The sequence below is a fragment of the Thiomicrospira sp. ALE5 genome, from assembly GCF_900112445.1.
In the GTDB taxonomy this organism is placed as follows: Bacteria; Pseudomonadota; Gammaproteobacteria; order Thiomicrospirales; family Thiomicrospiraceae; genus Thiomicrospira.
The window spans coordinates 1,101,019-1,114,113 of record NZ_FOYY01000003.1 but is presented as its reverse complement, the minus strand read 5'-3'; the positions used below and the strand labels follow the sequence as shown (position 1 = coordinate 1,114,113).

Below are 13,095 nucleotides of genomic sequence, written 5' to 3'. Positions count from 1 at the left end.
AAATACTGCGATTGATCAAAAAAGCATAGGAATAGCCAAGAAATCGGCTCGCAATATTCTACTGATAATCAACGGACCACGCGCTAATTTTTTCGTCCCCTCATCACGCGCTCACCTCACTCCAAAGGTGGCGTGCTGGCGAGTGCTTTGTATAAGCCAATGCGTGCATTTAGTTGATTGCGCTGGCTATTAACCATGGCAATTTCGGCATCAAACAATGCCCGTTGCGCATCCAGCACTTCCAAATAACTCGAATAGCCGGCATCAAAGCGTTTTTGTGCTAAATCAAGCGAGTTGCGCAAGGCATTAAGTTGGCGTTGTTGCGCGACCAATTGGGCCTGGGTACGCTGTTCAATCGACAAAGCATCCAAGGTTTCTGTAAACGCAATGCGCAGCGTTTGTTGATAATCCAGCAAGCGAATACGTTGTTCAGCTTCTGCAATCTGAACCTGAGCCCGTAATGAGCCGGCATTAAAAATCGGCGCCAATAACCCAGCGCTCACTTGCCATTGCAAGGCATCGCTATCGAACAAATTGGTCAGTTCAGTACTGCTCAAGCCCAACAAACCATTCAGTTTAAGGCTTGGAAACAGACGCGCGCGCGCCTGACCAATGTCGGCATTAGCTGCGATTAAACGTTGCTCGGCCGCCATCACATCTGGACGCTGCAACAGGCGCTCGGCATCCAAATCAAGGTTGAGTGCCGGCAGTGTGTGATCAATAAAACGAGTCGCATGGTCGGTTTGTTGATTCAGCCGCGCAAGCTGCTGCACCGGATTATCGCCAACTAACAGACTTAGCGCCAAATAATGCCGATCCCGCTGTTGTTTAAGACCGATTAACTCGACCTGAACTCGGCTTAACTCCACCTCAGCCTGTTGCACGGCCAGCGGCGTTAAACGTCCCAACTCAAATTGTCGCTGACGCAGGTGCAAGTTTTGCTCACGAGACCCCACCGTATTTTGCGCAATCGCCACCATTTCATTTAGTGCTAATAAATCAATATAATGCTGGGCTACACCGGCCATTAAACTCAATCGTGCCGCCTGACGATCGGCCTGCAAACTCTCAAATTGCGCCGCTAAACCTTGTTGATTAGCCCGCACCCGACCCCACAAATCCACCTCGTAGCTGATTAACCCCTCTAGGGTAAACCGATCAAACTCAGCCCCTTGATTAGTCGGAAACGCATTATCAGACGTTTGTTGCCGCCCAATACCGGCTTGGGCATCCAGTCTGGGCAGACTATCGGCACGCCCGCGCGTAATCGCTGCTTGCGCCTGCACTAAACGTTGGTCTATCACTGCTAAGTCATAATTATGCGCCAGCGCCTGATTTAACAAATCCGCCAGGGATTCATCCACTAAGGCCTGCCACCAGGCCTGCTCATCCAGACTTAAAGACTGCTGGAATTGTGCCAGCGTCACCGTTTCAGGAAGGGGGACTTCTGGCGCTTGATAGCTTGGAATTTGCGAGCAGCCAGTCGCTAAGCTAGCCAAGGCAATGGCGCTTGCCAGCCGTGTCATCCGCGAAGTTTTACTAAAAATTGCACGCATTAAACGGCTCCTTTAGGCGTAGTTTGGCGTTTGCGATCAAACCATTCAGAAAAGCTCGCCATCCAGTGGAAGAACATTGGAATAAACAAGGGCGCTAAGAAGGTACCGAGAATCATCCCACCCACCACGCCGGTGCCGACCGCATTACGTGCCGCCGCTCCCGCGCCTTCACTAATCATCAGCGGAATCGCGGCCATGGTAAAGGCGAGAGAGGTCATCACAATCGGGCGGAAGCGCATCCGCGCCGCTTCAATCGCGGCCAACCTTAATTCCATACCCTGTGCGCGTTTTTGCATCGCAAACTCCACAATCAAAATCGCATTTTTGGCCGACAAACCAATCAACGTCAGCAAACCAAGCTGGAAATAAATGTCATTGTCCAGCCCGCGCCATTGGGTCGCCAAGGCCGCGCCCAACACCGCGAACGGCACCGCCATTACCACGGCTAACGGCAAGGTCCAGCGACCATATTGTGCCGCTAAAATCAAAAACACAATCAACAGACCAAATAAAAACGCTTGCGTACCACTCCCTGCTGCGGCATCCGCTTGATAGGCTTCGCCCACCCAGCCGAGTGTAAAGCCATCCGGCGCAATCTCATCGACCACCTGTTGCAACGCCATCATCGCATCGCCAGAGGTAAAGCCCGGTTGTGGTTCAGCCATAATTTTAGCCGCTGGAAACAGGTTAAAACGATCGACCACATCCGCGCCGGTAATGCGCTCAAAGCGAATGAGATTATCCAGCGGAATCATCTCGCCGCGACTAGAACGCACAAACACATCCTTCAGATTGTCGGCGCTTTCACGATAGTCACCTTCAGACTGTAAATTAACTCGGAAGGTGCGGCCAAACAGGTTAAAATCATTCACATACAGGCTACCAAAGGTTGCTTGCATCGCCGCAAAGGCTTCGTTAATCGGCACTTGTAGGGTTTTAGCTTTTTCTCGATCCAATATCGCTTGATATTGCGGCGTTTTAGTCGAGAAGGTGGTGCGCACCCGTTGCAGTTCCGGGCGCTGATTCGCAGCCGCCACAATCTGATCCATCACCTCGCCAAGCTGTTGATAATCGGCACCGATGCGGTTTTGCAAATACCCTTCTACCCCGCCGGTCATGCTCATGCCCATAATCGTCGGCATCGCCAGCGGCAGGCTAAAGGCTTGATCATTTTGCATAAACTGGCCAAACAACTGACCGACCACCCCATCAATATGCATATCGGGGCTTTTGCGCTCGTCCCAATGCTTCAGGGTCGCAAACCCAGCGGCCGAATCGGTGCGGTTGGTAAAGGTTTGCAAATCAAAACCGGCAAAATGAATAAAGTTTTCCATCGCCGGATGCGCCAACACCTGTTCGGTGACCTGATCACGCACCTCAATCGTGCGAGAAAGGGATGCGGCAGGGGGCAAATAACTGACCACAAACATACTGCCCTTGTCTTCCTGCGGCACTAAGCTCGATGGCAGAGCCTGCAATTGTTGCACCGCGAGATACCCCAAGCCGACAAACAACAGCAAACTCAGCAAGCTATAGCGCATCACCTTCGCCACCCCGTCACTAAAACGGTCACTCAGCCACTCAAACAAACGGTTAAACCAACCAAACCATCGACTGGGTTTATCATCGTGCTCTTTGAGCATATTGGCACAGAGCGCCGGCGTCAGCGTCAGCGCCACCAGGCCTGATATCGCCACCGACACCACAATCGTAATCGCAAACTGTTTATACATTTCGCCGGTAAACCCACCAACAAACCCAACCGGAATAAACACCGCCGATAGCACCAACACAATCGCAATCAGCGGGCTGGTCAGCTCGCGCATCGCTTTAATCGTTGCATCTTTGGCATTCAGCTTATCTTGGCGCATAATCCGTTCGACGTTTTCCACCACAATAATCGCATCATCCACCACAATGCCGATGGCCAGAATCATCCCAAATAGCGTCAGCTGGTTAATCGAAAAACCGAGCAGTTCAAACCCAATAAAGGTGCCAATCACCGATACCGGAATCGCCAAGAGCGGAATAAAGGTCGCGCGCCAGTTTTGTAAAAACAAAAACACAATAAACGACACCAGAATCAAGGCTTCAATAAAGGTATAAAACACCTGCTGAATCGACACCTTAACAAAAGTGGTGGTGTCGTAAGGAATCGCGTAATTCACGCCCTGTGGAAAACGCTCGGCCAACTCGGCCATCTTGTCATCTACCAGCTTCGACACCTCCAACGCATTCGCATCGGCCTGCAAGAAAATCCCAATCGGCACGGTCGGTTTGCCGTTAAACGTTGCTTCAAAGTTATACAGCTCAGCCCCCAGCTCCACACGGGCGACATCCTTAATCCGCAGCATCCCGCCATCGTCATCGGCGCGCAGCACGATATTCTCAAATTGGTCGGGTTGATTTAAGCGCCCCTCGGTAATAATCGTGTAGGTAAACGCCTGTTCATTAAATAGCGGCTCTTGACCAATTTGCCCAGCGGCAAACTGTGAATTTTGCTCTCGAATCGCCCGCGCCACATCGCCCGGCGCGATGCCATATTGCGCCATCCGATTGGGGTCTAGCCAAATGCGCATCGAGTAGTCTTTGGCCCCAAATTGGCGCACTTCACCAATACCGGGAATCCGTTTAAGCTCGTCCACCACATTAATCAAGCCATAGTTGGCCATAAAAATCGTATCGCGGCTGGCATCTTCAGAATACATCGCAATCACTTTTAATAAGCTCGGTGAGCGTTTATTCACCTGTAACCCAACGCGTTGGACTTCCTCCGGTAAGCGGTTAATGGCCGATTGCACCTTGTTATTCACATCCATCAAGGCTTCGTTAATATTACTGCCCACCTCAAAGGTCAGGCTTACCGTGACCGTACCGGACGAGGAGGCGACCGAATTCATATACAGCATATTTTCAATGCCATTCAGCTGTTGCTCTAGCGGCGCGGCCACCGTTTCAGCAATGGTTTCGGCACTGGCTCCGGGATAACTGGTTGACACGGTAATTTGTGGCGGCACAATTTCGGGGTATTCGGAAATCGGTAAATCGCGCAAGCTCATTAAGCCCACCAATACAATAATCACCGACATGACAATCGCAAACACCGGGCGTTCGATAAAAAATTTAGAAAACATCGACAAGGCTCCTAGGCGAATTATTCAGCGGTGGGTGGGTTGTCTGTGCTGTGACTAGCTTGCACAGCTTGAACCGGCGTATTGGGGCGCAATTTAATCAGGTTGTTTAAAATCAATTGATCGCCCACCGCTAAACCACTGTCCACCAACCAGGTTTGTCCCACCGCGCGTTGCAAACCTACCGGTACCATTTGCGCTGCGCCATCTTTGATCACATAGACAAACGCCTGCGAGCCAATTTGCAGCACCGCCGATTGCGGAATTTGAATCACATCGACCGCCTCAATGCCGCCGAGCTGAATACGCACAAACGCACCCGGCAGCAGTGCGGCATTTGGGTTAGCAAAACGCGCTCTTAAACTGACACTGCCGGTGTGTGGATTAATTTGATGATCAGCAAAATCAATCACCCCCGTTAGCTGATTACCCAAATGGGTTACCTGCGCGCTCAGTTGTTCGCCTTGGCTAAAGCGCAAAATCCCCTGTTGTAACTGTTGCTGACGCTCAATAAACTCGCGCTCACCAATCGTAAAATGCACTTCAATCGGATCTAGTTGGGTGAGGGTAGTTAAAAGACTGCGGTTATAATCACGACCAACTAAATCGCCAATCGTTTGTTGCTTTTGGCCGGTAATGCCATTAATCGGTGCGCGCACCTGGGTGTAATCCAAATCAATTTGGGCCGATTGCAACGCTGCTTGCGCACCCACCAGGCCTGCTTGTGCCAGCTCATAAGCCGAAATCGTCTGATCGCGTTCTTGCTCACTGACGGCTTGTTCTTTAAATAAGCCTTCTACGCGAACCTTTTCGCGCTCTGCTTGGCGTAATTGCGCCTGCGCCATCAACACCTGGGCTTGCGCTTGATCCACCGCGGCTTGGTAAATCCGATCTTCAATACTGTAGAGCAGCTGGCCTTTTTTGACCGCATCGCCGTCATTAAAGTGCTGTTTTAACAACACGCCACTCACTCGAGCATGAATGTCTACCTGATTCGCACTTTGCACCCGCGCTGGATACTCATAATTCAGCGCCACATTTGTCGCCTCAATCACCTGCACTTGCACCGGCATGGGTGGCGGCGCATCGGCCTGCGCATTCGCAATTGCATAGGGAGCCATTAAACACAAGCCCACGCCCAAAGACCATGTAACCAAGCGATTGAAACCCGTACCGCGAGCAGATGACTGATTCATAACCCTAATCCAATAACCTTTGATTAACAAAAAAAGAAATGTAGTGTAGCATTCGTTACACTTTTTGCAAGCTAACCTCTGTGCAATAAATCGCTATAAATTCGCTATAATGAACGCTTCATTAACAGCCTACTTAGCCGATGGAATTAGACCCAACCCCTCAAACCAAACGTGGCTATCAACGCCATGAAAAAATTTTAGACGCCGCCAAACAAGTGTTTGTCGAGCAGGGCTATGCGCGCGCCAGTGTCAATCAAATTGTTAAACGCTCCGGCGGCTCGTTGGGCACGGTGTATAAATTTTTTGGCAATAAACTGGGTTTGTTTGAAGCCTTTTTTCAAAAAGCCACCTGCGAAGCCTTTGCCGACTTTGAAGAAAAAGGCCTTTGGGTCGATGACCTGCCCACCTCACTGCGCAATTTTGGTCGCCAACTTCAGCACATGATCTTCGAACCCGATGCCCTGGCGATTTATCGCTTGGTATTAACCGAGCAGGGCGCTGACCAAGCGGAAATCCAACGGATTTTTATGCAATATGGCCCTAATCGGCTAAATAAAATTCTGAGCCGCTTTTTAAGCCAACAACAAGCCGCAGGCCTGCTGCAGATTCACGATTGCGAAATCGCCGCCTTTCAGTTTGTTGAAATGATTAAAGGCCCGTTGCACTTTCGAGCACTGTTTGGCGAAACCCTCACTCCCGCCCAATGTGACGCGGTCTTAGAACAAGCGATTCAGATTTTTTTGCAAGGCGCACAGCCAAACGCACAACAAAACGCACAACAAGGCGCGCAACATGATTAAACTGCTGGTGCTCGACCTAGATGGCACGTTGCTTAACCCCGACCATGTTATCTCACCCGCCAATCAAGCGGCCTTGGCGCAGTTGCACCAACAAGGCGTGCAACTGGCGATTGCCACCGGTCGCCATTACCAAGATGTCTATTTGCTTACCCAGCAACTCAACCTACCGATTACCCTGATTACCTCCAATGGCGCGCGCGTGCACAATCCGCAGCAGCAGTTAATTTATGAAAACCACATCCATCCCGAACTGGTTGCGCAGGTATTGGCGCTGTCTGCCGGGTTTGCGGTGCATCGCAATATTTACCAACAAGACCTGTGGCTGGTAGAACAGCCCAACGAACCGCTATTAGCCATTCACCATGCCTCGGGCTTTGCCTATCGCATCACCGATTTTGCCCAAATTTCTCACCGGCATATCGACAAGTTTTATTTTAATGCCAGCCCCGACGCCCTGGCACCACTCAAAGCCCGCTTAGAGCAACAACTCGGCGACCGGCTCTATATCACCTACACCACCGACATTTATTTAGAAGTGATGAACCAAGGGGTATCCAAAGGCGCGGCCTTGCAAGCTCTATTAACCCGCCACGGCCTAAGCCCGAAAGAGGTGATGGCATTTGGCGATGGCTTAAATGATGTCGATATGTTGCAGTTGGCCGGCCATCCGGTAGTAATGGCTAATGCCCATGCCGGACTGAAGCAGGCCTGCTGCCACGCCGCTCAAGCACCATCCAATGCTGATGACGGCGTGGCGCGTTATGTGCAACAGTTTTTTGGCTGATTTAAAAACTGTTGAGCGTTTTTATTCTTTAACGGCTCTCGATATCGTGTAATCCTTGCCCTGCTTGACTTTTTCGTAATTACCAAAGACTTCTTTAAAATTACGCTTCATGTAATTAATTAATATCGCGTTAACCTTTATAATTAAGTAGGTTATAGCTATTTTATATTTAGTCCATGTCCAATTTATGTCCAGTTGATCTAAGGCCGCTGATTTTGTTTTCAGTGAGAAGTATGCTTTAAAAGCAATGCCTCGCGCCAAGCTGTCTTTGTTTGATCTAAGGGTATGCAGGGGGGGTGGTATGGCTAATCCTCTTATGCAATAGAAGAAAATATTTTCTGCAGTATTTTAATTATTAACAAAGGTGAAACCAACTAGAGTTACAGAAGCTGTGCCCATTGTGCCAGCGTCTTGATGCTGTATGTAAACATTATCAGCACCACAATCACAAGCTTTATTTTTATGCTTATTGATTGCAGTTGCAACTGTGTGCGAAAAGCTAAATGCACTTGTGCCAGTGATAACACATAATTCATTAATTTCGCCTTGTGCAAGAGCGCTATCTTTAGATGAAAAGACTTTAACATTGCAACCGCTAGTTGTATTCTCGCTGTTTAAGGGTGTTACTGAAGCACAACCTGTAAGTGCTATCAGTGTTATAGCTACAGGTAATAACTTGAAGTTATGGATTGATTTTTTCATTTTTTAGAATCCTTTTGTAAAGTTTAATTGGTTGAGATTATTTCAATTTTTTTTGTAATTCTGTCATTTTTAACTGTGATGCTTCGTGACCATTAAGTGATGCTTTCAGGTAAAGCATAAACGCAGTATTGAAGTTTTGTTTAATTCCATTCCCATTTTCTATTAATCCAGCTAATTGATAAATGCTTTCAGAGTAGTTTTGTAGCGATGCTTCAAGAAAATAATCATGTGCTTTCTTGTATTTCTTTTCAAAGAGATAAATGACCCCAAGGTGATGAAGGGCAGGTGGGTAGCCTGATTTGGCAGATACCTGAAGCCATTTCGTTGCTTCTTTAATGACTTCTAGGTCATTGCCTTTTACTTCGGATAGGTATACGGCATAAGTATATTGAGCGATTGGGTCGCCATCTCTTGCTAATCTGAGAAGGTTGTTTTCAGCTAAGGTAGGATTTCTTAACATTGGCGCTAACATTTCTTTTGCAAGAAAATTCTCAAAATCATTTTGATATTGATCGTTAAGATCGGTGTTTTTAATTATTTTTTCATATTCACTGCTATAGTCAATTTCGATAAAATCTGCAATTGAGATAAGTTTCACAGGCCATAAAGCCGCATTAAAAACCTTGTGAAGATTTGGTTTATCATCTGGGCAAACAATAAATGATGCTATAAAGTTATCATTATTGATGCAGTTTTTTCTTAACTTAAGCTCATTGCTTACTAAGTTTATTGAAAAACCAATCGCCCATATTAATATTAGAATTAACCCAAGTGTGTTAAATATATTTTTCATTTCAATCCTACGTGAAAAAGGGTTTTATTGTCAGAAAGTACCCAGTAAACATAAGAGCTGTTGCAGGGTGAAAATGAAATCCAACTAAGGTTTTTACTCTTATTAAAAATCCAAGTATATGCCCTGTGATCATAAATAGAATCCATGCAAGAAAACCTGCTAAAAGCCCATCATGAATCCCTACATAGACAGCGGGCCATATTCCAGTTGGTATGGATAGTAAGAAAATAAAGCTTGCATATCCTGTGTTTAGGACTGGTGGGTTCATATATGCAGGCAATCTGTGTGCTCTTATGACTGCTTCAAGCATTACAGTGTTAGCATAAATTAAAAAAGCTAAGGCTATAATATTTCCCGTTTCAAGTGTGTTTGTAAACATTTTAGTTCCGTACTCACTAATTATTGGCTATCAAGTATAGCTTGAAGTTTAGATGGGTCATAATTTTTTGTCATAAATATTTGATTATACATGTGTGGAAGTAGGTCGTTATAAATCTCAATTCGTTGTTCAGCTTTTTTTTTCTGTTTATAAAAATTAATTCTGAAGTACTTGAAGGCGACAATCAATCCAAGGATACCTGAGATAAAGAATATTGATGCATTATTAATATCCATTATCCAGTGTAATATCAATAATGATGTTCCAATCGCAAATATAAATATCATCCAGATTTCCATAAAAATCTCATGGAAATATTCAAATGCTGTTGTCTGTGGTCTCATTGCCCATTCTGCAAGCCTAGCTTGCTCATTAAGATAAAGCATATATTTGATAGCTTCATCGGTATCTTTAATCATTTGTGATTCTTCTTTGATCCAAGTATCGTGTTTTTGTCTCTTCAATGGGTCTGTCAATGTCTCATAAGCTGAGTTTAGTATTTTCATAATTCTGATAGATTCATCAGAGTTATTATTCCGATCAGGATGATGTTTTTTTGCTAATTTTCTATAAGCGGCTTTTATTTCTTGGAGGCTTGCGTTTTGGCTTATTTTTAGGTTGTCATAATGTGTTCGTTTACTCATTTACCTGCCTCTGGTACAGTTTTTTAAGGTGAATGGATAGGTGATTAACTACCCCCATATTATGAATAATCCCGTTAAGAATATCTTTAAGATCATTGCTTAATCTGTATCTTTTACTAATGCTTAGATATCTTGTTAACTCTGTAATTTATGTAACTCTAAAGGGTATAGGTCTTCCAATTATGCTGGTTGTTGCTTCATTAAAAAATTCTGTTACTTGTCCAATGTGTTGTTCTGTTGTGTATATTGCATCATTAAGAGGTATGGCAGGTATATTGTTTCTAGTGCAGCTTAGTAAGATGTGTTCTAAAACTTTTGATTCTATGTTAATCAGACATTGAGCAGGCCTGGTTCTTAAGGCTGGATGTTCAGTGTAGATTAAATTAATTATTAAGCTTGCCTTCTTATTTCTATATGTGTTTCTTTCTTCTTCAAGAAGCTTCCTGCCGCCACTGTAAAGTCTAGTGATAGTGGTTGTTGAGTTGAGTATTTTTTGAACCATTACCTTAACAAATTCTCTTGGTAGCAAACAAAGTCTGCCTTGTTGGTAAAGGTCTGCATCTTGGTTTAATTCTTCACCCTGTAGGCTTGAATGTGTTGCAAGCGCAAATGCGTGAAAGTCTACAGAAAGCAGATCCTGTCCGTTGATTCTGTATAGGTGTCTATTTAATCTTGTATTATCGTATTCAAATACAGTGTTCTGAAATCGCCCCCAGTGATTAAGGTCGTTATGAAAAACCCTGTATAGTGGTCTAAATGGAATGCTTGTGCCGTTATAGGAATAGCTTTGTGTAGCTAAAAAACGGTTGATTTCTTCAAGGTTAGTTCTTAGCTGAGAATGTTGGCTTGTTTCCCTGTAGTTGATGTTTTTCTTTTGTTTTTTCTTGCTGTTGGTTTTTTCCCTTATCTGTATAAGTTCGATTGGGTGTTTAAAAATTTTATCTTCATCAATTATGTCCGCATAGTTAAGAAAGTTTTCGCCTTTTGTAATTGATGTAGGAACTTTGTTGTATGGCCTTAGAACAACAGTTTCAAATTCTTGTCCATGTGTAAATTGAAATTCTGTTCTTCCGATTTTTATTACAATAGCTCTTAGATTTGATAAGGCCACAAGTGTTTCTTTGACATTGTTATAACTTTCGTCTTTGTTGTCATACCTTGTTTTTCTTTTGTCCAGTCGTCTTTTAGAAAGTGAGATATTGAAGCTTTTATCATCTAATTGTATGAGCTTGAGTATTATGGATGCTGCAATTCTGGCTTGCTTGGCAATTACGTCACCTCTTTTTGATCTTTTGCCTAAAGTTGCTTGATGGTGAGTGTAGTGAGTGCTAAGGTCGGTGGTCAGTCTCCCATTAAGTTGATTTATGTTGGGGTGGTTGAGGTGGATGTCTAATGACATGGTTTTATTCAACCTTAACTGATCTAAGGCATCTGTCAAAGCGGCAATAGTGGAGACTGGTGCTTCCTGTGATCTTATTATGTTTTATCAAGGTTCCATCATTGCCAGGCTTCACCTCATAAACTCCGCCAAGGCCGAAAAAAATTGAGGCTGCAATTATGATGGCTGAAATAATAATAGCTAATGGTGCCGTAAGATTGTTCATGTTATGTTCTCAAATCAAAATGACTGAATAAAGTTTTTTATAGTAGTGCATTTATACCTGAATATAAGAGATATTAAGAGTAGTAATGTCTTGTGTCAATTTCCTTCATATGCTCCTTGTTATAAATTTCCTTAAGCGGAACTGTCTCGGTGGAATCGCTACTTGAACCAGTATATAAGGCTAGTCCATAGTGTCTATATTGATCATCATCAAGGTAAATTAGTCTATTTAGATAGCTGTGATATCTGCCAAGAATGCCAAATGTTCTATCTGTCAGTTCGCCAATATAGCGCTCTGTCATGCTTCCTGAGTGATGATTAAGAACTACCGCTATATCTGGCTCTGGTATGCCTGCAAATGCCATGAGGTAGGCTGCAGTGCGTCTTAAATCGTGTGGGTTGAGCGGTTCACTATTAATCTGAATCTTTGCAAGTGATCTTTCGATTCGAGAATACATGCTGCCTTCTGAAGTGTTGTTGGCTCTGAAAACAAAAGGGTTGTCTGCACTTGAGAGTGTCATGGCTTCTTGGATAACTAAGAACAGGTGGGTTGGCATTTGAAGTGTAAGGTCGGTACCGTTTTTGGTTTCTCTGAATGTTAGTGTGAATGGTTTGGTATTTCCGTTTGTGTCTGTGCCGTTATCAGTTTTGATATCTTCTTTTCTAAGATTTAATGCTTCGCTGATTCTGCAACCAGTGAGTAATAAAAACAGGCCTGCTAGTCTTGTCAGCTTGAAGTCTAGGATGTTCTTGTAAGAGATGCCTGTTGGAAGGTTTGATGCTGTAATACCCTCAAATTGAAAATACCATTGTGTGAAAGCTGAAAGTTCTTCAGTGTTGCTGAGTCTATTGGTTCTTTTGTGTATCTTGAGCTTAGGTATTCTTTTTTTAATGTTTTTTACTGGATTGTCATCTATGGCTTCAATTGCTATTTGGTAACTAAACACGGATGAGAGAACATTTAACGCAGAATCCTTTGTAGAGTCCGCCATAGGGCCGCCATTGCATTTTTTTGCTGAAGATATGGCATTGGCTATGTCTTGCTTAGAAATGCTTGTGATGGGCTTCTGAAGGAGTTTGGAGAACACTCTTTTGCATTGGTTTAGGTTTGATCCAAATCCTTTAGAAAGTTTTTTATTTTTTAAATACTCATCAAATGCTGTTTCAAGTGACTTGCCAATATGTCTTGAAGGTTCAATTCCTTCAGCCAGTGCAAGTCTTGCAGCTTTTCTAGCTTCATCAACTGTTATGATGCCAACTTCACCAAGCTTTCTCTTCTTGCTGTTCTTTCTAACATAAAAACCCTTATTGCCTGTTGGCTGAACAAGGATGTGCAAGTTGGGAACTATGTCATCCCAAACAGCATAAACTCTTGATCTTGGTTTTAGGCCGCATGCTGCTTTGTCGGTGAGTTTAATTCTGTTGGTTTCAGATTTTATTTTGATGATTTTTGTAGCTGATCTGGTCATAAGCTTGCCCTTTTTTTGAGTCCAGTTTAAGACCAGTT

General features: G+C 44.5%; 11 protein-coding genes and 1 pseudogene. 2 read left to right on the top strand and 10 right to left on the bottom strand.

Going from position 1 to position 13,095, the window contains the following annotated elements; genetic code table 11:
* Positions 1 to 116: 116 nt before the first annotated feature.
* Genes BM293_RS05380 through BM293_RS05370 form a run of 3 tightly spaced genes read right to left on the bottom strand, consistent with a single transcriptional unit; the run spans position 117 to position 5,883 of the window.
* Complete coding sequence (locus BM293_RS05380) at positions 117 to 1,556, bottom strand: efflux transporter outer membrane subunit (protein WP_093447377.1); 1,440 nt, start codon at positions 1,554 to 1,556, stop codon at positions 117 to 119.
* Positions 1,556 to 4,690, bottom strand: coding sequence for an efflux RND transporter permease subunit (locus BM293_RS05375; RefSeq protein ID WP_093447375.1), 3,135 nt, complete (start codon positions 4,688 to 4,690; stop codon positions 1,556 to 1,558). The genes BM293_RS05380 and BM293_RS05375 overlap by 1 nt, the downstream gene beginning before the upstream one ends.
* 20 nt (positions 4,691 to 4,710) lie before the next feature.
* Entirely contained in the window at positions 4,711 to 5,883 is a 1,173-nt protein-coding gene (locus BM293_RS05370; RefSeq protein WP_093447374.1) for an efflux RND transporter periplasmic adaptor subunit, read from the bottom strand.
* Between the two features lie 140 nt (positions 5,884 to 6,023).
* On the opposite strand from BM293_RS05370, the gene BM293_RS05365 reads away from it, so the two are divergent.
* Positions 6,024 to 6,683, top strand: coding sequence for a TetR/AcrR family transcriptional regulator (locus tag BM293_RS05365; protein ID WP_093447372.1), 660 nt, complete (start codon positions 6,024 to 6,026; stop codon positions 6,681 to 6,683).
* Entirely contained in the window at positions 6,676 to 7,467 is a 792-nt protein-coding gene (locus BM293_RS05360) for an HAD family hydrolase (protein ID WP_093447371.1), read from the top strand. Before BM293_RS05365 ends, BM293_RS05360 begins: the two co-directional genes overlap by 8 nt.
* A gap of 21 nt (positions 7,468 to 7,488) precedes the next feature.
* Here BM293_RS05360 and BM293_RS10330 read toward each other — a convergent pair.
* The 7 genes and pseudogenes from BM293_RS10330 to BM293_RS05330 form a co-directional block, all read right to left on the bottom strand.
* Positions 7,489 to 7,590: pseudogene (locus tag BM293_RS10330) on the bottom strand (methyltransferase); the annotation flags it as partial.
* Positions 7,591 to 7,815: 225 nt separating this feature from the next.
* On the bottom strand, positions 7,816 to 8,169 hold the full coding sequence (locus tag BM293_RS10180; RefSeq protein WP_143607743.1) for a hypothetical protein: 354 nt from the start codon (positions 8,167 to 8,169) through the stop codon (positions 7,816 to 7,818).
* A 37-nt stretch (positions 8,170 to 8,206) separates the two neighbouring features.
* Positions 8,207 to 8,962 carry a tetratricopeptide repeat protein gene (locus tag BM293_RS05350; protein ID WP_093447368.1) on the bottom strand — a complete coding sequence of 252 codons (756 nt, stop codon included), beginning with the start codon at positions 8,960 to 8,962 and terminating at the stop codon, positions 8,207 to 8,209.
* A gap of 7 nt (positions 8,963 to 8,969) precedes the next feature.
* Positions 8,970 to 9,341: a hypothetical protein gene (locus BM293_RS05345; RefSeq protein WP_093447366.1), complete on the bottom strand. Its 372-nt coding sequence runs from the start codon at positions 9,339 to 9,341 to the stop codon at positions 8,970 to 8,972.
* Between the two features lie 20 nt (positions 9,342 to 9,361).
* Complete coding sequence (locus tag BM293_RS05340; RefSeq protein WP_093447365.1) at positions 9,362 to 9,985, bottom strand: J domain-containing protein; 624 nt, start codon at positions 9,983 to 9,985, stop codon at positions 9,362 to 9,364.
* Positions 9,986 to 10,133: 148 nt separating this feature from the next.
* On the bottom strand, positions 10,134 to 11,384 hold the full coding sequence (locus BM293_RS05335; protein ID WP_093447363.1) for a hypothetical protein: 1,251 nt from the start codon (positions 11,382 to 11,384) through the stop codon (positions 10,134 to 10,136).
* 278 nt (positions 11,385 to 11,662) lie between these two features.
* A complete protein-coding gene (locus tag BM293_RS05330) occupies positions 11,663 to 13,057 on the bottom strand; it encodes a tyrosine-type recombinase/integrase (RefSeq protein WP_093447362.1) in 1,395 nt (464 codons plus the stop codon).
* Between the last annotated feature and the right edge of the window lie 38 nt (positions 13,058 to 13,095).